Source organism: Deinococcus sp. Arct2-2 (assembly GCF_004801315.1).
Classification (GTDB): Bacteria; Deinococcota; Deinococci; order Deinococcales; family Deinococcaceae; genus Deinococcus.
The window spans coordinates 88,192-109,724 of sequence record NZ_SSNW01000009.1; the positions used below are offsets into that span (position 1 = coordinate 88,192).

The 21,533-nt window shown below is 61.8% G+C and carries 20 protein-coding genes and 1 pseudogene; 8 read left to right on the forward strand and 13 right to left on the reverse strand.

Annotation, left to right across the window (positions count from 1 at the left end; translation table 11 throughout):
* Positions 1 to 100: 100 nt before the first annotated feature.
* The 6 genes from E7T06_RS06305 to mnmG all read right to left on the reverse strand — a co-directional run bounded on the left by E7T06_RS06305 (position 101) and on the right by mnmG (position 5,977).
* Positions 101 to 1,147, reverse strand: coding sequence for a transposase (locus E7T06_RS06305; RefSeq protein ID WP_168733402.1), 1,047 nt, complete (start codon positions 1,145 to 1,147; stop codon positions 101 to 103).
* Positions 1,148 to 1,260: 113 nt separating this feature from the next.
* Positions 1,261 to 2,118, reverse strand: coding sequence for a ParB/RepB/Spo0J family partition protein ParB (gene parB, locus E7T06_RS06310; RefSeq protein ID WP_136364976.1), 858 nt, complete (start codon positions 2,116 to 2,118; stop codon positions 1,261 to 1,263).
* Positions 2,102 to 2,851 carry a ParA family protein gene (locus E7T06_RS06315; protein ID WP_136364977.1) on the reverse strand — a complete coding sequence of 250 codons (750 nt, stop codon included), beginning with the start codon at positions 2,849 to 2,851 and terminating at the stop codon, positions 2,102 to 2,104. The genes parB and E7T06_RS06315 overlap by 17 nt, the downstream gene beginning before the upstream one ends.
* An 82-nt stretch (positions 2,852 to 2,933) precedes the next feature.
* Positions 2,934 to 3,671: a 16S rRNA (guanine(527)-N(7))-methyltransferase RsmG gene (rsmG, locus tag E7T06_RS06320; RefSeq protein WP_136364978.1), complete on the reverse strand. Its 738-nt coding sequence runs from the start codon at positions 3,669 to 3,671 to the stop codon at positions 2,934 to 2,936.
* The gene (locus E7T06_RS06325; protein WP_136364979.1) at positions 3,668 to 4,069 is read right to left on the reverse strand and encodes a hypothetical protein; all 402 of its coding nucleotides are present in this window, start codon (positions 4,067 to 4,069) and stop codon (positions 3,668 to 3,670) included. Before E7T06_RS06325 ends, rsmG begins: the two co-directional genes overlap by 4 nt.
* A gap of 102 nt (positions 4,070 to 4,171) precedes the next feature.
* Positions 4,172 to 5,977 (reverse strand): tRNA uridine-5-carboxymethylaminomethyl(34) synthesis enzyme MnmG, encoded by a 1,806-nt coding sequence (mnmG, locus tag E7T06_RS06330; protein ID WP_136364980.1) that lies wholly within the window; start codon positions 5,975 to 5,977, stop codon positions 4,172 to 4,174.
* Between the two features lie 97 nt (positions 5,978 to 6,074).
* Between mnmG and E7T06_RS06335 the strand changes: the two genes are divergently transcribed.
* The 5 genes from E7T06_RS06335 to E7T06_RS06355 all read left to right on the forward strand — a co-directional run bounded on the left by E7T06_RS06335 (position 6,075) and on the right by E7T06_RS06355 (position 12,283).
* A complete protein-coding gene (locus E7T06_RS06335; protein ID WP_136364981.1) occupies positions 6,075 to 7,676 on the forward strand; it encodes an aminotransferase class V-fold PLP-dependent enzyme in 1,602 nt (533 codons plus the stop codon).
* Between the two features lie 567 nt (positions 7,677 to 8,243).
* Complete coding sequence (locus tag E7T06_RS06340) at positions 8,244 to 9,398, forward strand: thiamine pyrophosphate-dependent dehydrogenase E1 component subunit alpha (RefSeq protein WP_240740880.1); 1,155 nt, start codon at positions 8,244 to 8,246, stop codon at positions 9,396 to 9,398.
* Positions 9,395 to 10,408 (forward strand): alpha-ketoacid dehydrogenase subunit beta, encoded by a 1,014-nt coding sequence (locus E7T06_RS06345; RefSeq protein ID WP_136364982.1) that lies wholly within the window; start codon positions 9,395 to 9,397, stop codon positions 10,406 to 10,408. Before E7T06_RS06340 ends, E7T06_RS06345 begins: the two co-directional genes overlap by 4 nt.
* Positions 10,409 to 10,440: 32 nt before the next feature.
* On the forward strand, positions 10,441 to 10,674 hold the full coding sequence (locus tag E7T06_RS06350; protein WP_240740881.1) for a hypothetical protein: 234 nt from the start codon (positions 10,441 to 10,443) through the stop codon (positions 10,672 to 10,674).
* A gap of 73 nt (positions 10,675 to 10,747) precedes the next feature.
* Entirely contained in the window at positions 10,748 to 12,283 is a 1,536-nt protein-coding gene (locus E7T06_RS06355; RefSeq protein WP_136364984.1) for a dihydrolipoamide acetyltransferase family protein, read from the forward strand.
* A gap of 123 nt (positions 12,284 to 12,406) precedes the next feature.
* Here the strand turns inward: E7T06_RS06355 and E7T06_RS06360 are convergent, their stop codons facing one another.
* Positions 12,407 to 13,306, reverse strand: coding sequence for an SDR family oxidoreductase (locus E7T06_RS06360; protein ID WP_136364985.1), 900 nt, complete (start codon positions 13,304 to 13,306; stop codon positions 12,407 to 12,409).
* 207 nt (positions 13,307 to 13,513) lie between these two features.
* Here E7T06_RS06360 and E7T06_RS06365 point away from each other — a divergent pair.
* A pseudogene (locus E7T06_RS06365) lies at positions 13,514 to 14,287 on the forward strand (IS982 family transposase).
* A 124-nt stretch (positions 14,288 to 14,411) separates the two neighbouring features.
* Here E7T06_RS06365 and tkt read toward each other — a convergent pair.
* The 3 genes from tkt to E7T06_RS06380 all read right to left on the reverse strand — a co-directional run bounded on the left by tkt (position 14,412) and on the right by E7T06_RS06380 (position 18,364).
* On the reverse strand, positions 14,412 to 16,412 hold the full coding sequence (gene tkt, locus E7T06_RS06370; protein WP_136364986.1) for a transketolase: 2,001 nt from the start codon (positions 16,410 to 16,412) through the stop codon (positions 14,412 to 14,414).
* Between the two features lie 99 nt (positions 16,413 to 16,511).
* Positions 16,512 to 17,432, reverse strand: a complete 921-nt coding sequence (gene pdxY, locus E7T06_RS06375; protein WP_168733403.1) for a pyridoxal kinase PdxY — start codon at positions 17,430 to 17,432, stop codon at positions 16,512 to 16,514.
* 20 nt (positions 17,433 to 17,452) lie between these two features.
* A complete protein-coding gene (locus E7T06_RS06380) occupies positions 17,453 to 18,364 on the reverse strand; it encodes a peptidoglycan-binding domain-containing protein (protein WP_240740882.1) in 912 nt (303 codons plus the stop codon).
* A 106-nt stretch (positions 18,365 to 18,470) separates the two neighbouring features.
* On the opposite strand from E7T06_RS06380, the gene E7T06_RS06385 reads away from it, so the two are divergent.
* Complete coding sequence (locus E7T06_RS06385; RefSeq protein WP_136364988.1) at positions 18,471 to 19,169, forward strand: hypothetical protein; 699 nt, start codon at positions 18,471 to 18,473, stop codon at positions 19,167 to 19,169.
* 207 nt (positions 19,170 to 19,376) lie between these two features.
* Here the strand turns inward: E7T06_RS06385 and E7T06_RS06390 are convergent, their stop codons facing one another.
* From E7T06_RS06390 to E7T06_RS06400, 3 genes are read right to left on the reverse strand one after another with little or no spacing between them, the layout of a single operon-like run.
* A complete protein-coding gene (locus E7T06_RS06390; protein WP_136364989.1) occupies positions 19,377 to 20,258 on the reverse strand; it encodes a TAXI family TRAP transporter solute-binding subunit in 882 nt (293 codons plus the stop codon).
* A gap of 40 nt (positions 20,259 to 20,298) precedes the next feature.
* The gene (locus E7T06_RS06395; protein ID WP_136364990.1) at positions 20,299 to 20,490 is read right to left on the reverse strand and encodes a hypothetical protein; all 192 of its coding nucleotides are present in this window, start codon (positions 20,488 to 20,490) and stop codon (positions 20,299 to 20,301) included.
* Positions 20,487 to 21,230 (reverse strand): hypothetical protein, encoded by a 744-nt coding sequence (locus E7T06_RS06400; protein WP_136364991.1) that lies wholly within the window; start codon positions 21,228 to 21,230, stop codon positions 20,487 to 20,489. Before E7T06_RS06400 ends, E7T06_RS06395 begins: the two co-directional genes overlap by 4 nt.
* A gap of 67 nt (positions 21,231 to 21,297) precedes the next feature.
* Here E7T06_RS06400 and E7T06_RS21465 point away from each other — a divergent pair.
* On the forward strand, positions 21,298 to 21,533 hold a 236-nt coding region (locus E7T06_RS21465; protein ID WP_205750835.1), incomplete at its 3' end, for a hypothetical protein.

Here is a 21,533-nt window from a genome sequence, read left to right on the forward strand (position 1 = left end):
GTTCAATCAAAACGTAGGGGAGAGGCCGTTAAAGCCTCTCCCCTACTGCTTTTAGGTTTTTCTTAAGACCAAGAGTTTCCACGGTTACCGCAATCGCGTGTCAGGCGGCGTGAAGTTGTTGTGATACAGGCTGCACTTCGGTCAGGACGTACAATTCTGTGTGTTGTGCGGCTCGGTGCTGAGCCGCTCGCCATGTCAGTTGCGGCTGCTCCTGACGGACGAGGAGCACCGCATGAAGAGCCTCGACCACGCACCAGGCCCAGTTGTCTTGGGCCTGAATGGTTCGACAGCGGCAGCGTCCTAGCCCGAGATTCTGCTTCATCAACCGGTGAATCACTTCGATGCCCCAGCGGGCCTTCCAAGCCCGCAGCAGCGCTCGGACGGTCACGGCAGGGTCAAACGTGCTGAACAGAAAAAAGCAGCTCCATTCGCCGTGAACCTTGCGCCAAATGATGAGCACATCGAACGCCCCGACGTCACGCGACACGGGAAGCCGACGGACACGCCATCCCACCTCGGCATAGAGATGGCACCGTTCGGGAGGAAAGCGCTGTGCCAGAGCGTTGAGGGTGAGGCTCTCACCCTCAACGTGAACACTCATGTTGCGCTTGGCCCGTACCAGCACGGGGATCTGCGTGTCGTGACTGAAGGTCACGACCTCATCTCGTCCAAACTCTCCATCGAGCAGCACTCCGGCGATGGACACCCCCGCCGCCCGGCACTGCGTGATGGTGTGAATCATCTCTTGGGTCGCGGTGCGGTACGGATACGCGGGCGTCTCCAACAAGCGAGAGACTGTGAACCGCTCCAACAGCGGCGTCGGATCGGCCCCGAACTTCACCAAGGCCGCTGAGGTGAACTGATGCCCCAATTGAGTTCGCGCCTGACCGCTGTAGTGAAAGTTCAGACCCTCCATCTCCAGCCCCGCGTGCGGCACCATCACAAAGTCTATGGCCAAGAACGCGCCCTGTGGCGCGTTCTTGGCTCGGCGCTGAAGATCTTGGTTCGTCGTGAACGAGTGCTGTGCCAAGGACTGGCACAGGGTGCTTTTCCGGACGGTGCTGTAGGGGGCGATGCCACTCACACTGGTGGCACGGTTCAACAACGCAGTCACGATGCTGAGCGGTAGGCTGGAGGACCGAGGCATAGACACTTCGCATGAAGGCCCACAAGACCGGGGAATTTCAATTCCCACCTCAAGGGCCTTCGTTGCTGTCGCCATAAATCCCTGCGTGGAAACTCTTGTTAAGACCCTTCGACCTACTCCTCCGCTGCAAACCCCAACAGTTCCAAAATCCGGTCAAGCTCCTCGCGGGAGCCGTAATTCAGTTCCACGCGCCCCTTGTCCTCCCCTGTAATTCGCACGCGCGTTCCGGTGCGGCGGCTCAAATCCAGTTCCAGTTGGCGGTAGGTGCGAGGCGGATTTACAGGAATAGGTGTGTGGGATGCGGGTTTTTCGGCTTTGACTTCCCGTTTCAGGGCTTCGGCGTCGCGCACATTCAGGCCGCGCGACACGATCTGCTCCAGCGCCCAATCGCGGTCTTTGGTCGGTTGAGCAAGAATGGCACGGGCATGGCTGGCGGTAATCTCGCCGTTATCCAGTGCCCGCAGTGCCGCCTCACCCAGCGTCAGCAGGCGCAGCGCATTAGAGACGGTGCTGCGGCCTTTGCCGACTGCTTGCGCCACGCCTTCCTGATTCAGCCCGTGATCTATCAGAGCTTGATAAGCCCGCGCCTCTTCCAGCGGCCCTAAATCTTCGCGTTGCAGGTTTTCTACAATCGCAATTTCCAGCGCCTCGCGGTCTCCGAGGTCACGAATGATGACCGGGAGTTCGGTCAGCCCTGCAAGTTGGCTAGCCCGCCAACGCCGCTCGCCTGCCACGATCTCGAAGGCGTCTCCGCGTGGGCGCACCAACAAAGGTTGCAGCACGCCTTTTTCCCGGATGCTCTGGGCCAATTCCGCCAAGCCATCAGCGGCAAACACCTGCCGGGGCTGGTAGGCGGCCTGCACAATTCGGTCAAGCCGCAGGGTTTGGATGCCCGTCACGCTGCCCGATTCGGCCACAGGCTTGCCCAGCAGGGCGTCTAGGCCACGTCCGAGGCTAGATTTTTTCGACACGCTGCATCACCTCTTCGGCGAGCCGTTTGTAGGCCGCTGCGCCGCTCGACAAGGGCGCAAACGCATTGATGGGCTTGGCGAAGCTGGGCGCTTCCGACAGCCTCACATTGCGCGGAATGACCGACCAGAACACTAGTTCCCCGAAATGTTGCCGTACCATCGTCTCCACTTCCTGCGCCAAATTGGTGCGGCCATCAAACATGGTCAGGGCCACGCCCAGCACCTTCAGGCGTGGATTGAGGCCGCCCTGAATGCGCTCCACCGTTTCCATCATTCCGGCCAAGCCTTCCAGCGCGTAGTACTCGGCTTGCAAGGGAATCAGCAGGGCGTCGGCGGCGGCCAGCACGTTCACGGTCAGCGGCCCGAGGCTGGGGGGCGCGTCTATCAGCACCAAATCGTAGCCCTTCACGCTCGCCAGCAGGCGGTTCAGGGCGTCCGGGTCTTCGGCCAGTTCTACGCCTGCGCCAGCCAAATCGGGCGTAGCGGGCAGGACATCTAACCCCGCCTGATCGGTGGTGCGCGTCCATTCGGCGACTCGGCCCGGTTCGCCCAGCGCCTCATACAGCCCCTCGGTGGCCCCGCGCAGGCCCAAGCCGCTTGTGGCGTTCCCCTGCGGATCCATGTCCAGCAGCAGCACGCGCCGCCCGCCCGCCGCGAGGTAAGCAGCCAGATTGATGGCAGTGGTCGTCTTGCCCACCCCACCTTTTTGATTGACCACACCGATGGTCTTCACTGAGAGTCCTTGAGAACGAGCATTGCCAGTGAAGATACCGTCAATTGGGAGTCGAGCGGTGTTGCCGTGATTTTTCGGCTACTCACGTATTGCCATTCCAGAACAGGGGTTGATGATTCGGCACGCCGGGTTTCCGGGGATATTTGGCGGGCGTGGGCTTCAGCTTTTCAATCACGATCAGCGTGCGGGCGTCGCCCAGAATGGGCAGCGTAAAGGGGTCAACGACTTGTACTTTTCCCCCCACTTCGCCTGATGCACGGCGGCCTGCGTTCAGCTCTTCGGTGCTGATCGGGCCTTTTTGGGCCACCAACAGGCCATTTTCACGCAGCAGGGGCAAAGCCAGTTCCGCCAAAATGGGCAAGGCGGCCACTGCACGCACTACCACGCGGTCATAGCGTTGGCGGTGTTCGGGGTCTTGGCCCAGTTCCTCGGCGCGGCCCACCAGCGGATTCACGTTGGTCAGGCCCAGTGCAGCGGCGGTAGCCCGCACAAACTCGATCTTTTTGCGGGTGGAATCCACCGGAACCAGTTGTAATTCAGGCTGCACGATGGCGAGCGGTAGGGCGGGAAAACCTGCGCCAGTGCCGAGGTCTATGACCTGCTGAATGCCGTGTAGGTAGCCGCCCTGCAAACACGTCAGCGAATCCACGAAATGTTTCAGGATGATGTCCGGTTCTTCCTTAAGCGCAGTGAGATTGGTGCGGGCTGAGCCTTCCAGCAGCAGCCTCAGCAGTTCGGTAAAGGCGGGCAGATGCGGCGTCAGGTCTAACCCCAGCGCGTCACCGCCCCGAAGCAACAGGTCTTGGCCCTCAGGCGTCATGCGGTGTCCTGCGTTTTTTCTGTTTGGGTTTCTAGTGGGGTGATATTCATCAGGCCGTACCTCGTTTTCATATCTAAGTAGCGCTCAAACACATGGTCGTCCAATTTGGCCATCGGCAGGGCGTCCAGCAGCGGAATCAGTTGCTCGCGCAGCACTTTGCCACGCGCCATCCATTGGTAATACTGGCGTCCACCGTGATCGTAGGGGCCGTACAGCCGCGAGCCGGGGCAGATTCGCAGCATGGCTTCAAACAGTTTGCGGTGGCGGGTATGCATTCTCAGCGTGATGTGCGGCTGCTTGCCGTCGCCGCCGAAATGCCCTTCACCAATAAGGATGCCCAGCAGTAATCCCTGATCGAAGGGTGTAGTCAGAGCAGAAGGTTCGGGGGGGGTAGTCATGTTTCACCGTCAAGTTTCCCGTGAAACATGGCTCAGGTCAAGCACCCCACCTCAGTCTATTGCCCCAATTTGTTTCACCGTCAAGTTTCCCGTGAAACATCTTTACGCAGATTGACGCTTGAGATGCACTAGCAGGGCGCTGATATCGGCGTGGCGTACACCGGGAACCCGTGCCGCCTGTTCCACGGTCAGCGGGCGCACCCGTCCCAGCTTCTCGCGGGCTTCGTTCGACAGCGCCGCGATGCCTGCAAAGTCCACGCCCGCCAAACTCAGTTCCCGTGCCCGCCCTTCCGATTTCAGTTGCGTTTCGGCCCGCGCAATGTAGCCCGCGTACTTCACCCGGATTTCTAGGGCTTCCCGTTCGGTGGCGTCTAAGGCGGGGACTGTGAATCCCAACGCTTCTACATCCGGCAAAGTGAACTCCGGGCGACGCAGCCAAGCATCCCCGGTGTGGCCCTGTACGCGCTGGCGGCCCAATTCCGTTACAGCGTTTGCTACCCGCCCGTATTTCGCGGCCACCCGCTCTCGCTCGGTATCAGAGACTAAGCCGAGTTCGTGGCCTAGCGGCGTCAGGCGTTCATCGGCGTTGTCCTGTCTCATCAGCAGGCGGTGTTCCACGCGGCTGGTCATCATGCGGTAGGGTTCGTCACTGCCCTTAAAGACCAGATCGTCCAGCATCACGCCCATATATCCGGTTTCGCGCCCAATGAACTGCTCTGGTAAGCCTTCGGCACGGCGAGCGGCGGCGGTTCCGGCCACCAAGCCTTGTGCGGCGGCTTCCTCATAGCCACTAGTGCCATTGATCTGGCCTGCTGTGAACACTCCCGGCAACTGGCGCGACTCCAGATTCAGCGTCAGTTCGGTGGAGTCCACCACGTCGTACTCCACGGCGTAGGCGTAGCGTTGAATCACGGCCTGTTCAAATCCGGGCAAGGTGCGTACCAAGCGGTCTTGCAAGTGCGGCGGCAGCGAGGAGCTGAAGCCTTGCAAATACACCTCGCTGGTTTCTATGCCGTCGGGTTCCACGAACAAGAGGTGGCGGTCATGGTGGGCAAACCGCACCACTTTGTCTTCGATGCTGGGGCAGTAGCGCGGCCCTAAGCCCTCGATATCTCCAGCGTACATGGGCGACTCGTGCAAGTTTTCCTGAATGAGTCGGTGCGTTTCGGGGGTGGTGTAGGTTTGCCAAGTGGGGGAGCGCATGGCGCGTGGGCCGGGTGGGCCTGTAAAGCCGCGTGGATTGGGATCGGCGGGAATCTCCAACAGGTCTTCAAATCGCACGGCGTCGGCCCGGACACGCGGCGGCGTTCCGGTTTTGTACCGCTTGAGTACATGCCCCGCCCGCGATAACGGCTCCGACAGGAAGCGTGAAGGTGGCTCGCCCTGCCGTCCTTCGGGGCGCGATTGCCGTCCGTACCACGTCACGGCCCGCATAAAGGTTCCCGCCGCAATGACCACGCTGCGGGCCGCCAGCCTGCGTCCATCCGTCGTGATGACCCACCAACCGCCGCGTCCGTCACTCTCCAGATCGGCAGCCTCTCCACGAACTACATCTATGCCCGTATGCCCTAAAATCACGTCCTGCGCGTGTTCGGCGTAAGCGTCACGTTCGTTTTGCACCCGCAAAGACTGCACGGCTGGCCCTTTGCTGGCGTTCAGCACGCGGGTATGAATCGCGGTGGCGTCGGCCAATTGCCCCATCAGACCGCCTAACGCTTGCACCTCGAAGACCAATTGGCTTTTGCCGGGGCCGCCCACCGCCGGGTTGCAGGGCATCCGGCCAATAGTTGACGGATTGCCCACCAACAGCGCGACCCGCGCATATTTGGCCGCTGCCCACGCTGCTTCCAGCCCCGCGTGGCCGCCACCGATTACGATTACGTTCCATCCCGTCTGCACGCCGCTCATCTCAAGAAAAGAGTGTAGTGGGCGGCGGCAAAGATTGCGCTGCGCTGGATTACGGTCTGTCACAGTAGCTAAACAGCTTACAGATTAAGATGTCTTCATGGACTTCGCCTCGCTCCGTGCCGACCTGATCGGGTCAGACACCCTGATTCGCACCCCGTTCGGGCCTCGCCGCGTGACCTATGCCGACTATGTGGCGTCTGGGCGGGCGCTGCGGAGCATAGAGGAGCGGGTGCACACGCTGGCGCTGCCGCTCTACGCCAACACCCACACCGAGGACAGCGCGACGGGAGCGCAGACCACGCATTTGGCGCACCAGGCCGCCGAATACGTGAAAGGGCAACTGGGCGGAGACGCCACCTGCAAGCTGGTGTACTGCGGATCGGGCAGCACAGCGGCGGTGCGGCGGCTGCAAGACATTCTGGGTCTCAGCGTGCCGGAAGTCCACCGCGCCGCGCTCCTGCACGCCATGCCCGCCCACGAGCGCCCGGTGGTGTTCGTCGGCCCCTACGAGCATCACAGCAACGAAGTCAGTTGGCGCGAAACCCTGGCCGAAGTGGTAGAAGTTCCGCTGTGCGAGCGGGGCAACCTTGATTTGGATGCGTTGGTGACGCTCCTCAAGGCCCCCGAATTCGTGCGGCGACCCAAAATCGGTTCCTTCAGCGCCGCCAGCAACGTCACGGGCCTACTGACCGATACGCGCACGGTGGCCCGAATCTTGCACGCGCACGGAGCGTTTGCCTGCTTCGACTTTGCCGCGAGTGGCCCGTATGTCCTGATCAATATGAAACCCGGCAAAGCAGACGGGTACGACGCGGTCTTTTTGAGTCCCCATAAGTTTGTGGGCGGCCCCGGCACACCCGGCTTGCTCTGCTTTCAGGAGCATCTGTACCGCCTGACGGTTCCCAGTACGGCGGGCGGCGGCACGGTGCGCTACGTGAGCCGCACCAAGCACGCCTACATAGACGACATAGAGGCCCGTGAGGATGCAGGAACACCCGCCATTCTGGGTAAAATCCGCACCGCACTGGCCTTTAAGGTGAAGGAAGAACTGGGCGTGAAGGCGCTGACCGCCCGCGAACACGATCTGTTTGCCCGTGCAATGGCCCGCCTGACCCTCAACAAGCGCGTGCATCTGCTGGGCAATCCCGATTCGCCCCGCTTGGCCTTCCTGTCGTTCCTGATCCACACCGAGTCGGGCGCGTTCCTGCATCCCCGCTTCGTGGTGCGCCTGCTGAACGATCTGTTCGGCATTCAGGCGCGGGGTGGGTGTGCCTGTGCTGGGCCATACGGCCATGTGCTGCTGGGCATAGACGAGGAACGCAGCGAACGCTACCTGAACTGCGTGTTGGGCGAGATGGACGGCCTGAAACCCGGCTGGACGCGCCTGAACCTCGCGCCTTGGGCCACCGACGCCGAAGTCGAGTTTTTGCTGGACGCCATCGAATTCGTAGCCGCACACGGCGAACGCTTTTTGCCGCTGTATCACTTCAATTGGGGTTCTGGCGCGTGGACGCACGACGCCGACACCGCCCCGTTGGACTTGTTTGGCGACGCCCGCCCAGAGCGCAGTGGGGGAGACGTGCCTTACGCCGAGTATTTGGCCGAAGCTGCGGCGCGGGTGGCGGCCCTCGCGCCCGACTTGGAGCAGCGGATTATTCCGGCGCATATTCCGGCGGATTTGGTGTTTTTCGCGTACTGAGCGGAACTTGTGGGGGGCGGGGAAGGCGTCTAAGGGTCTAGTGTCAAAGGACAGGCAATCGCGTTGCTCACTCACCCCCTCCCAACCTCCCCCCTCAAGGGTGAGGAGCTAAACCACGCCTTTGCCCTTGTATGTTGCCCTCGCCCCCTGTGGGAGAGGGGCGCTGCGTCAGCAGCGGGGTGAGGGGGCGTCCGAGTAGCGAACCCACCCAACTCCGTCCAGCACTCCTAGACACCCCAAGTCCTCCACGGCGCACGGCGAGAGCTTCAGCCTGTGCGCCCTAACCCCTGCATGCTCACCGATGCCCTGCCCAGCGAACTGGAAGCACTCTGCCAGTTTGGTCTGACCTGCTGCGTAACCAAACCCGCACCCAGCCGCCTCTTTTTGCCCACACAGGACGCGGCGGGCCGAATCCGTATAAGATACCTAACGAGCGTTTGCTAGACAGATTTCCACCGCAGAAGGAGGCCAAAGCTTGAGCGATTGCCCGCGCTTTCTGCCGCCTGCTGCATCTAAACCCCATTTCACCCAAGCCTATTTCCCATCCGCATCCGAGGAGGCCCGGTCATGATGACCGCTTCACCATCCATCCCCACTACCCTGCCCCTAGCCAGTCCTATCGAACCCTTTTCGCCCGAGCCGCTGCGCTGGGTGGCCGAAGATGGCCGTCCTGTGCGCGACTTGCCCGCCCGCTACACGCCCGAGTTGCTGCGCGAACTGCACCGCGAGATGGTGCGTGCCCGCGAGTTTGACCGCAAACTGGTGACGCTGCTGCGGCAAGGGCGCACTACCTTTTATGCCCAGTCCAGCGGCATGGAAGCCACGCAAGTCGGGCTGGCCCGCTCTATCCGCGTGGGCCACGATTGGGTCTGGCCGTATTACCGTGACCACACGCTGGCATTGGCAATGGGCGTGCCCATGATTGACCTGATCAGCCAGTGTCTCGGCACCAATTCCGACCTGTGCAAAGGCCGCCAGATGCCACACCACTTTGGTAGCGCCAGCAAAAACTTCGTGTCTATCAGCTCCAGCATCGCTTCTCAGGTACCGCCCGCAGCGGGCAACGCGATGGCCCAAAAGTACCTCGGCACCGATGAAATTACCCTGTGTACCTTTGGCGACGGCGCAACCAGCGAGGGCGACTGGCACGCGGGCCTAAACATGGCGGGCGCGGCCAAAGCTCCGGCGCTGTTCGTGTGCGAGAACAACCAGTGGGCCATCAGCACCAATCTGGCCGCCCAAACAGCCAGCCCGAACATTCATATCAAGGCCAAAGCCTACGGGATGCCGGGGTTTTATGTCGATGGCAACGATATTATTGCCGTGATGGAAGTCTGTGGGTACGCCGCCGAATGGGTGCGGGCAGGCAACGGCCCCGCGCTGGTGGAATGCCTGACCTACCGGGTCGGTTCTCACAGCAACGCCGATGCCGACGCTGAAAAGAACTACCGCACCCGCGACGAAGTGAACTCTTGGTTGGCCCGCGACCCAATTGCCCGCGTAGAAGGACTGCTGGCGCACTTGGGCCACCCGGTTGATGCCGAAGAACGTGCTGACCTGATTTCGGCGGTTCACAGGGCTGTAGACGCCGATGTGCTGAAGGCCGAAGCCACCGGTCAACCCGATTGGCGAATCATGTTTGAGGACGTGTACGCCGATACGCCGCCCCATCTGCGCGAGCAAGCTGCCTTCGTGCGGGCCGAGATGGAGGGCCAGAAATGACGGCCACCCAAGAGCGACCAACTCAAGCGGGGGAGACCCGCATCCTCACTCTCATTCAGGCCGTGACGGAAGCTATGCGCGAGGAACTGGCCCGTGACGACCGCGTGGTGGTCTTTGGTGAAGATGTGGGCGCACGCGGCGGCGTCTTCCTCGCCACAGCCGGGTTGCAGGCCGAATTTGGCCCGCGCCGGGTGTTCGATACGCCCCTGTCGGAAGCCAGCGTTGTGGGCGCGGCAGTGGGCATGGCCGTGCGTGGCCTGCGTCCGATTGCCGAAATCCAGTTTGCCGACTACATGGGGCCGGGGTTCGATCAGATCATCAGTCAGGCGGCCAAAATCCGCTACCGCAGCGGCGGGCAATTTACCGCGCCCATGATCATTCGCACGCCCAGCGGCGGCGGCGTGAAGGGCGGCCACCATCACAGTCAAAGCCCCGAAAGCTACTTTACGCACACGCCGGGCCTGAAAGTGGTGATGCCCAGCACGCCCTACGACGCCAAAGGCCTGCTGAAAGCCGCCATTCGTGGGGAAGACCCGGTCATTTATTTTGAACCCAAGCGCCTGTATCGGGCGGCCAAAGGGGAAGTGCCCAGCCACGACTACACCGTCAAAATTGGCGAGGGTGCCATTCGGCGGGAAGGCACGGATCTGACGCTGGTGGGCTACGGCGGCGTGATGCCCGACGCAGAACGGGCCGCCGCCGCGCTGGCCGCAGAAGGCGTGAGCGTGGAAGTCATCGATCTGCGAAGCCTCGTGCCGTGGGATCGGGAACTCGTCCTGAGCAGCGTGCAAAAAACGGGCCGCGCCGTGCTGGTCAGCGAGGCCCCGCGCATCAGCAACTTTATGGGCGAGGTGGCCTACGTGATTCAGGAGCAGGCCTTCGACTCGCTGCTGGCTCCGGTGGGGCAGGTGGCGGGCTTCGATACGCCGTATCCCTACGTGCAGGACAAGGTGTATTTGCCCGGCCCCAACCGCATCACGGCGGCCTGCGTGAAGGCGCTGAATTATTAGGCTTTGGATTATTAATCTTTATGCTGAGGGCTATGAATCCCAACTTTCTGCGTCCCTTCCTCGGCACCATCGGCCTGCTGATCGGCTTTGGCCTGTACTCGCAGGTAGGTCGACTCCCCGAACCGTGGCAAAGCCTATGCATCGGCGCAATGTTCGTGCTGCTGGGCATAGCGGCTTGGTTCTATGCGGGCGACGAACGCTGGATCAAGATTCTGGGCGTCATTCTGATGGCTTACGGCTTACTGCGGGCCTTCCTTCTCAGATAAACGTCCTGCGCTGAACACAATTCATCTGGGGCTGGGTCTGTTCCTACAGCCTCCCCCCACAACCGAGGTTCTTATGAAAGAAGTGCTGCTGCCCGAACTTGCTGAAAGCGTCGTAGAGGGCGAAATCTTAAAATGGCTGGTGCAGGAAGGCGACATGATCACGCTGGAACAACCCCTCTGCGAAGTCATGACCGACAAAGTAACCGTGGAACTGCCCAGCCCTGTCGCCGGACGCCTCGCCAAACGGCTGGCGCAGGAAGGCGACGTGGTGGCCGTCCACGCCGCGATTGCGCTGATCGATGAAAGCGGCGCGGCGAGTGCGGCCAGTGGTTCGGCAGCAGGGGAGAGCGTGGCCCCGATTCAGGCCATTCAGGACAGCGTTCAAAACTCCGCTACGACAGCCGAGCATCTGCCCCCGCAAGCGCAGGAAGAACGCTCGATTGTAGAAGCGGGCCATATTCCGGCCAAAGCCGACGACGATACCAGCCTCTTCAAAGCCTTTGCCAGCGACGAAACGGTGAGGGTGCAGGGTTTAGGAAACGCTGGCCGCACCGCCGTTCTGACGGCTCCCGCCCCCTCTCAGCCCACCGTGCAGACCCGCGAAGATGGCCGCGTGTTGGCCGTGCCCGCCGCCCGCCAACTGGCCCGCGAACTGGGGGTAGATTTGGCGCAGGTACAGGGCAGCGGCCCCAACGGGCGCGTGCGTGTGCAGGACGTGACGGCGCATGTGGAGGCAGCAAAAGCGCCAGCGGTACAGGCTCCAGCCGCTCAAACTCAGCCCGCCCAATCTGCTGCCCCTGCCCCGGCCCCTCAACCCCAAGCGCCTGCCAAACCTACCCAGCCCAACACAGCCGGAATGCCTGTCGCCCCCGTGCAGTACCGCACGCCCAAAGGCTACGAACACCTCGAAGACCGCGTGCCACTGCGCGGAATGCGCCGCGCCATCAGCAACCAGATGCAGGCCAGCCACCTCTACACTGTCCGGACGCTCACCGTGGATGAGGTCAACCTGACCAAACTCGTGGCCTTCCGTGACCGCGTGAAGGACGAGGCGAAAGAGGCGGGCGTGCGCCTCAGCTACATGCCGTTTTTCTTCAAGGCAGTGGCGGTGGCGCTCCGCAAATACCCCAGCCTAAACACTTCGTTTGACGAGGCGACAGGGGAAATTGTGCAAAAGCGGTACTATCACATGGGTATGGCCGTCGCCACCGACGCGGGCCTGACCGTACCCGTACTGCGCGACGTGAACCACAAGAGCGTGTTCGACTTGGCCCGCGAAGTAGTTGACCTCGCAGGCCGCGCCCAGAACGGCAAACTCAGCGCCGACGAACTCACGGGCAGCAGCTTCAGCATCACCAATATCGGCTCCATCGGGGCGCTGTTTTCCTTCCCGATCATCAACGTGCCCGACGCCGCGATTCTGGGCGTGCATTCCATCGTCAAGCGCCCGATTGTGAACGAACACGACGAGATCGTGGTGGCCCACATGATGTACTTGAGCCTCAGCTTCGATCACCGCCTTGTAGACGGCGCAGAAGCCGCCCGCTTTTGCAAAGAAGTGATCCGGCTCTTAGAGAATCCAGACCGGTTGATGCTGGAAGGGATGTAATTGCTGTAAGTGGTAAGTGGTCAGTAGGGAGTGGGAAAAGATGAAAAGCGGGGACTGCAACGATATTCTGTGTGCAGTTCCCGCTTTTTCCACTCACCACTGACTACTTACCACTCACAGTTTTCACTCGTTGACCACTTCGCCCCCGTTCACATGCATCACTTGCCCCGTCACGTAGCTGCTGTCCTCGCTCGCCAAGTACACATACGCGGGCGCGACTTCGGCGGGTTGGCCGGGGCGCTTCAGGGGCACGTTCGCGCCGTGTTCGCCTACCTTTTCCTTGTCCATCGTGGCGGGAATCAGGGGCGTCCAGATGGGGCCGGGAGCCACGGCGTTTACGCGGATGCCCTGTTCGGCCAGCGCTTGGCTGAGGCTGCGGGTAAAGGCCACCTGCGCGCCCTTGGTGCTGGAATAGTCAAACAGTTGCGGGCTGCCCTTGTACGCCGTGACGCTGGTGGTGTTGATGATGCTCGCGCCTTCTTTGAGGCGGGGCATGGCCGCCTGCGTCAGGTAAAACATCCCAAACACGTTGGTGCGGAAGGTGGCCTGTAGTTGCTGCGGCGTGATGTCGGTGATGCTGTCCTGCGGGTGCTGCTCGGCGGCGTTGTTCACCACGATGTCGAGGCGGCCAAACTTGGTGACCGTTTGTTGTACGGCGTCAATCGAAAACTGCGGATCACCGATGTCGCCCGCCAAGATCAGGCACGTGCGGCCCTCGCCTTCCACCATTTCGGCAGTCGCTTTGGCGTCCTCGTGTTCGTTGAGATAAAGCACGGCTACATCTGCGCCCTCACGCGCAAAATGCACTGCCACCGCCCGCCCGATGCCACTATCTCCGCCCGTGACGATGGCGACTTTGCCACTCAATTTGCCGCTGCCCTGATAGTTGTCGCGCACGACCACCGGCGCGACGCTCATTTCTGCTTCACTGCCGGGCTGCTCGCTCTGCGTTTCGGCGGGCGCTTTTTCGGGCATGTCTTGGGTGGCGGCAGTTTCCGGCTCGTGTTTCTGGTCTGAGGTCATGCGCCTATTTCACACGCCCCGGCCCGCTTTGTCCTTTAGGGCGCGTGTAGCAAATACAGGAAGAAGGCTCAGAACGTTTTTGTTTTTGATCATAGAAAACGCCCACTCCCTAGAGGTTAGAGGAGGGGCGCTTTTAACAACTTACCCCGTTTAGGGGTTGAGCAGCTCTAGTTTTACCCGCACCCAGACGATAAAAAGAGAGACGATATGGTTAGATATCGTCTCCACCACAGTTTAGGGCGTCGGGCTGTGATTCGTCGACTCCATCGCTGGGCCAAACAACACGTTTCGGATGAGCGGCGATGCCGCCATCAAAAACTCAGTGACGCTCATTTGCTCGCTCTGCTCTTGGCTCGTCTGGTATTCAAACACCCGTATCCGTCGATCTGGTGGAGCATGCTGAAGGCAGACCGACCCGGTCTGCCTTCTTACACTCAGGCCTCTACCCGAGGAGTGCGACTGCTCGATCATCTGGAGAAAATCGTTTGTCCAGCAGAGCGCTGTGCCGAAGTGATGATTGATTCCATGCCGCTCCCGATGTGCCGTCCTAAACGCGGGAAACGCACAGCGTTTCCCGGTGCGCGTTGGGGGCATGGCACTCAAGGTGACGTCTACGGCTACACATTGCACGCTTGGGTCTCACCTGCCGGGCAGATCATGCACTACCTCGTCCAACCAGCCAACTTGCATGACACCACCGTTGGGTCCGAACTCAACCGCCGATGGCCTGACTGTGGCGGCCCAAAGATCATTGGCGACAAGGGCTAGTGCAGCTTAGGGTTTATCGTTCCACCTAAGACGAAGACGAGAGACGACACCGGGTGGCGGGAAGACCGCCACCCGAAATTGCGCAAACGAATTGAAACGGTGTTCTCTCAACTCGTTGAAGCTCAGATTCGCTCCGTCCAAACCAAAACCCTGCCTTCACTTCGCTTCCGAGTTGTCCTCGCCGTACTCGCCCACAATCTTACCCAGCCCTAAACGGGGTAACTTGATTTTAATTCTGGTGGTTCAATTTCTCTTCACTGCCCAGCGGCGTAAATCTAGCGCTCACCACGCCTTTCCCACTCACTACTGACCACTGACCACTCACGGTCTTTCGTCTTTACAGCAGACCTTTCACCGTTTTCACCACGTTCGGTACGCTGAAGCCGAATTTTTCGAACAGGATGGGCGCGGGGGCCGATGCGCCGAAGGTGTCCATGCCGATGACCGCGCCGTCTGTGCCGACCCATTCGTACCAAGGCTGCTTGGTGGCGGCTTCAATCGCCACGCGCTTCACGCCGGGGGTCAGCACGCTGTCGCGGTAGCTGCGGTCTTGGGCGCGGAAGACTTCCATGCAGGGCATGGACACCACGCGGGCACCGATGCCTTCGGCGGCGAGGGCGTCGGCACTGCTGAGGGCAAGGGCCACTTCACTGCCGCTGGCAACTAGGATAATCTGGGCATTGTCGGCGTCACGCAGCACGTAGGCTCCCTTTTTCACGCCTGCGTGGTTGCGGGGCAAAATGGGCAAATCCTGGCGAGACAAGATCAGGGCAGTGGGGCCTTTGCCGTATTCCAGCGCCATCAGCCACGCGGCGGCGGTTTCGTTGGCGTCGGCGGGCCGGATCACGTGTGCGCCGGGCACAGAGCGCAGCATCGCCAGTTGCTCTATCGGCTGGTGCGTGGGGCCGTCCTCGCCTAGCCCGATGGAATCGTGGGTCAGCACATAAGTCACGGGCTGCATCTGGAGGGCCGACAGGCGGAAGGCGGGCTTGAGGTAGTCGGCGAACACGAGGAACGTGCCGACCATCGGACGCAGGCCACCGAACAGGCTCAGGCCGTTGGCGGCGGCGGCCATCCCAAATTCGCGCACGCCGAAGTACACGTTGCGGCCCTCGTAGTGGCCGGGTTCCAGCGTGCCGCCGTCTGTGATGGTGGTTTTGGTGCTGCCGCTCAGGTCGGCGCTTCCGCCCATCAGACCGGGCACCACTTTTGCCAGAGCATTGATGATTTCGCCGCTGCTGACGCGGGTGCCCGACGCCTTGCCGCCCACTTCATAGTTGGGCAAAGAGTCGGCCAGATTCGCGGGGAGTTTGCGGGCCAGCATCGCGTCCAGTTCGGCGGCCAGTTCGGGGTGCGCGGCGTGGTAGCCTGCCATCATCTCGTTCCACTGGCCTTCCTGCTCCGCGCCGCGTGCGGTGGCGTCCATATGGGCCTTCACCTCGTCGGGCACGGTAAAGGGCGGATAAGTCCAGCCCAGCGCGGCTTTGGTAGAAGCGACGCCTTCTGCTCCCAGCGGCTCGCCGTGCGCTTTACTGGTGCCAGCGCGGGGGCTGCCGAACCCGATCACGGTACGGACATGAATCAGGGTGGGCTGATCTTTGTTGGCCTTGGCCTGCTCTATAGCGGCGCGGATTTCATCGAGGTTATTGCCGTCCTGCACGCGCAGCACTTCCCAACCATAGGCGCGGTAACGCTCGGAGGTATCTTCGGATTCGGCCTTGTTGGTGGCGGTATCAAGTTGCACTTGGTTATCGTCGTGCAGCCAGATCAGTTTGCCCAGTTTCAGGTGTCCGGCAAAGGCCGCCGACTCGTGGTTGATGCCTTCTTGCAAGTCGCCGTCGCCCAAGATGGAATAGATGTAGTTGTCGAACACGGGGAAGCCGTCGCGGTTGTAGCGGGCGGCCAAGTGATGCTCGGCCATCGCCATGCCCACCGTCATCGCCGCGCCCTGACCTAGTGGGCCGGTGGTGGCGTCTAGGCCTTTGGTATGAAAAAACTCCGGGTGGCCGGGCGTCTTGCTGCCCCACTGCCGAAAGTTTTTGATGTCTTCCAGGGGCATGTCGTAGCCGGTCAGGTGCAGCAGCGAGTAGATGAGCATGCTGGCGTGGCCCGCCGACAGCACGAAGCGGTCACGGCCCGCCCACTCGGGGTTTTTGGGGTTGTGGCGCAGGAAATCTTGCCACACCACGTAGGCCATCGGCGCGGCTCCCAGCGGCGCACCGGGATGGCCGCTGTTGGCCCGCTGCACCGCGTCAATGCTGAGGGTGCGAATGGTATTTACGCTCAGTTGCGCCGCGCCGGAGGTCTGACCTATGGCCTGCTCTGTGCTTGTGGACATGTCGCCTATCTTAACCTGCCTTTGAATGGTGTACACCGGACACGAATAGGCTGGCCTTCATTTTCCGCCCACATCCAGACAAGTCCGGCTTCTAGATTTCTAGCCCACTCGTTCCACTTCAAACACCCGCCCCGGCGCGGCGTAGTCGTCCCTTGCCGCCACCAACTGAATTTCGCGGGTTCCGGCGTGGTGGGTGCGCTCCAGCAGGGCATACAGGGCGCTCATGGACAGACTCAGGGCGGCGGCCACATCGCCCGTGCGGATGTACTGCCCCAAAAACAGCGCAGCAATCGCGTCGCCGGTGCCGTTGCGCGGTGGGTCGAGCGGCAGCAGCGGCGTGCGGCACAGCCAAGCACCGTCACCCGTGACTGCTAGGGTTTCTATCGTGTCTTGCGGCGCGTCGCTGCGGGTCAGGCTGGTGACCAACACGATTTGGGGGCCGTTGGGGTTCAGGCGGCCCCGCAGGGCGTGGGCGGCGCTCAGGGCGTCTTCCAGCGTGTTCACCGTTTGCCCGGTCAGGAGTTCCAGTTCAAATTGGTTGGGCGTCACGATGTCTGCGGCGGGAATGGCCTGAGCCGCGATCAGTTCCGGCAGTTCGGGCCGCACGAACACGCCGCGCCCCACGTCGCCCATCACGGGGTCGCAGCAGTACAGCGCCGCCGGGTTGGCCGCCCGCACCCGCTGCACCGCGCCCACAACGGCTCCCACCGTGCCTTCGCTGCCCATGTAGCCGCTGAGAACCGCGTGACATTCCGGCAGTGCGCCGCGTGCCTCTATGCCGTCCAGCAAGTCGGCCACCAGTTCGGGTGGAAAGACCGCGCCCGTCCACGCCCCGTACCCGGTGTGGTTGGAAAACTGCACCGTGTTTACCGCCCAAACCTCGAACCCGAGGCACTGCAAAGGGAACACGGCGGCGGCGTTGCCCACATGCCCGTAACTGACCCAAGACTGGATGCTGAGGATATTGAGCGGCACAGGGTTAAGCGGCACGGTGACGGATGCTGGAGCGGGGGCGGTCATGCGTTCAGAATACGGCCCACTCAGCGAATGGCGCTGGCCTTGAACGGCTTGGCCGCTGCCGAAAACAGCATGTCCCAAGTGGCGCGGTCTACTTGCCCCGTTACCCCAAGGCCGTTGGCCGCCTGAAACGCCCGCACGGTGGCCGCTGTGACCGGGCCAAAATAACCGTCGCCGCGCCCGCCGCTGTTGGGCTGAGTGAGGGCGATCAGGCGGTTTTGTACGGCCCGCACATCCTGCCCATTAATTCGTTGGGGCAACAGTTCCAGCACACGGGTGTAGGGCAAGGGAGCCAATACAGCAGCGCTGGGCGCGGGGGCTTGGGTAACGGCGGGCGGTGTGGGCGTCGGTGCAGGCGCACTGGGAGTTGGCACAGTCGGAGTCGGAGTCGGAGCAGGCGTGGGCCGGGTCAGGGTCACGCCGCCGATTTGGGTAGAGTTGGCGGGCGTGGTTGGAGTTGGGGTTGCAGGCTTGGCCGCCGTGCTAGGCGGCGTGGTTGGTGCGGCAGCGGGCGCAGGGGCACTGTTGGGCGGCGTATCCAAATACACCAGCGTTTGGGCGCGGCCATCCGGGTCAGGTTGCAGGCGCACGTACACAAACCCGGCAGGCGTTTTCAGCCAATTGAACACGCTGCGTTGCTCGTCGCGGCTGCGCCACACGCCGTACAGGTCGGCCTGTAGTTCAGCCACCAGTTTCATCCGCACGTTTTCCACGGTGCCGCCTGTGCCCACGCAGGCCTTCAGGTTGGTGCCAATCTTGGCGAAGCTGGTGGGACAGTTCCTCAATACGCCGTTCAGCACGCTCGCCAACCGCATCGCCGCCTTGTCTACGTCTGCTTTGGCGGGGGCAGCAGCGGCAGAACCACAGGTAAACGGGGCACAGGAAAGGGCAAACAGTAAGGCAACGCGCTTCATCAAACTAGAAGTAGCACGCACAAGTCAGCGGAGTCTGATGGGCCTGTCAGAAAGGCTTGAGCGTGCCTTGATGTGGCTTTCAGCGGCAGGGGGCGCGGGCTGAAAGCCGCTGTGCCACGCTGAATGCATGACGGCCACCCAGCAAACGCAACTGAGAATCACGGGCGCAGCACAGGCCCGCGCCCTGCGGCAACAGCATCACTTTCTGGCCCGGTTCCTCGCGCCCACATCTCCCAGCGATATGGCGGCGGCGGTGGGTATGGCGGCCAATCTGGCCCACCACCACGCCCGCAAACTGGCTGGATTGGGACTCTTGCTGCGGCTGGAGCGCAAGGCGGGCAAAGTGGCCTATCAACTGGCCGCACGGGAGTTTCTGGTGGCGTCCAGCTTGCTTCCGCCCGAAGACGGACAGGGCAACGGAACCAGAGATATGCAGGAACTCTCGGTAGCCTTCCTGCACGCCTACGAGCGGTCTTGGGGCTTGATGCAAGGCGACGCAGATGACACTTTCGGCTTTGGCGACCTGCAACACCCCGCACCGCCGCCGCGCCTGCCCGATTCGCCCGCAGTGGAACCCTATCCCACCCACTTAGATGCCTTGACCCTGCGCCTCACACCGGAACGCTACGCCCGCCTTGCCCGTGCTCTGAGTGACTTGATTGCCGAAGCTGCCGCTGAACCCATAACAAATGAAGGCCAACCTTGCACGCTGGCAGTGTTGGCCTTCGGGGGTGTACCGGGCGAACTGGGCGGGGAAATGAAAGGGCTTTCGCGCCGCCTGAATTCGTTTTTGGGGGCGGAAGTGGGGAGTAGGGAGGGCGTCTGAGGGTCTGAGGCTAGGGCGGAGGGGCAATCGCTGGCGCTCACTCACCCCCTCTACTGCGTAGCTCTGCGAGTCCCCGGCCCTCAAGGGAGAGGGAGCAAAAGGCCAAGTTCCTAGCCCTAGCCCTTCGCCCTCGCCCCTCGTGGGAGAGGGGCGCTGCCAAAGCAGCGGGGTGAGGGGGCAATTCAGCGGCGAACCCGCCCCTCCCCCTCACTTGTACTGCGGCCAAGGCCAAGTCTTAAAGTTCACTTCCTGCCATTTAGGATGCATTCCCTCGTCTTCTTGCAAGTTCACCAGCTTGTCCATCGCGCATTTCTGGTAGGCCAGCAGCAATTGCTTTTTGTCGGCGGTCTTAAAGTCGCGTGTTGCCAGCACGCTCTGTACCGAAATGGTCGCCACGCTTTGGGCCGACAAATTTGGATAAAACAGCTTGGCAGGCGCGTAAATGGCCGTCAGTTTGGCATTGCTGGGGACTGGAACCAAATTCAGTCCGCTGAGGCCCTTGACCCAAGTGGCAGGCTGCCCCACCACGGCTAGCACGGCGTCCACCTGTCCGGCGTTCAGGGCGGCAATGGCGCTGGGCTGATCCTTCATGGTCACGATTTGGTAGGGCACGCCGGTCATGGCGCTCACTACTTTGGCGGTCACGATGCTGCCGCCCCACGCGCCCACCCGTTTGCCCTTCAGGTCGGCAAAGGTCTGGACTCCAGTGACGGTCACGCGCCCAAAAATATTCTTGCTTGAGGTAGGCGGCTTGGCCAGCAAATGGAGTTCCTCGCGGTGCAGCGGCAACAGGGTCCGGATGCCTTCTACACGCGGGTCTTGGTCGATCTGCTGGCGGGCCTTGAGCACATCGCTTTGCACGAAGGCCAAAGAGACTTCGTTGTTCAGCAGCAGGTCTATGTTTTCCAAGCTGCCGCTGGTGCCGCGCTCGCGCAGGTAGGCGCTTTGGGTACACACCAGCCCTATGTTCTTGAACATGGCGCTGTAGGTTCCGGTGGGGCTGCCCGTCGCGACGTTCAGGGTGGGCGGAGTCGCGGCCTGAGCCGCAGTAAATGTCAGCAGGAGTGAGGTCAGTAGGGTGCGTTTCATGGAGTCTCCAAGCGGGGGCCAAGTGGGGGTAAGGGAAAGGTCATTTCAGTTCCCCGTAACCGTCTGCGCCAGACGTGTCGGGCTGCGGGGTAGGTGTGCCGGGCGTATTGACTGGGTTCACCACAGATGCGGGTGTGTCGCCAAATGCACCGTTTTGATCCAAAAATATCGTTACGCCGCAGCCCAAGAGAATCAAGGCCAACAGCCCGCCTACGACTCGGCTGCGGCTCATGCCGTACCACCGTTGGGCCGCGAAGTCCGTTCGCCACTCGCCAACGCCTGATCGAGCAGTGCGGCGTTGCGTCCGGCGCGGCGAGCAATTTCGCTCAGGGCGCTTTCGGTCACGTGCTGGTCTTCGGCACTCAGGTTGGCCTGCTGAAGCGCCGAGGCCACATTGCCTTTGGCCTGCGCCAACTGCGTGTCTATGCGGGCTTTCTTGATCTGACGGTCAAAGGCCACCAAGTCGGCCCGCAAGTCGTCCAAATGGGTCTGGGCGCGGCCAAAGGCTTCCCGGCTCATGCTCAGGTCGCCTTCCCAGCGGGCCACGTCTGCGGCGTCCATATCGGCGCGGTTGGCATTAATGAGGCGCTCAAAGTCGGCCAGATGCCCGTTGGCTTCCGACAGTTGCCTGCCCTTCGCCAAAATCAGATTCTCAAATTGTCCGCGTTGCAAAATCAGGGTTTCCAGTGGCATGGCCCGCGCCACCCCTTCTTTGGCCTTGATTCGGGCGGCGTTGAGGCCCATCAGCAGGGCAGGCATCAGGAAAATGACGGCCAGCACCGCCACCGCGAACGCCGCGAGGGTCACGGTGGTCAGGGCCACGCCTGCTACCGCCACCGCCGCGCCGCCCAAGCCCGCCAGCGCCAACACCCCGCCGCCCGTGTACAGCGCGATTCGCCCCGCTGTGAGAGGGGCACGCGCCCCGACGTTCTGGGTCACGATGACTTTTTCTGGTCGCACAGGCTGGCTCATACATTCTTATACGCCGGAAAGGGGAGAGGGGTTGCGGGGAAGTGGGGGATACACCCAAAGTTTAGAGGTGAATAAAGGTGTTTGGGGGGCAAAGGGAGACGGCCTGATAGAAAGTGTGAGCCAGCGTTCTCAGCATCATTACAACGTCGTATTGGTTTTTATTCCCTGCCCACCTACGGGAGAGGGGCGCTGCGAAGCAGAGGGGCTACAAGCGGCGAACCCGCCCTATGACCAATGGTTCGGACAGTTTTTGGTTCCAAAACACAGAGCATGTAAAAATGTTGTCTGGGACGCCTTTCCCGT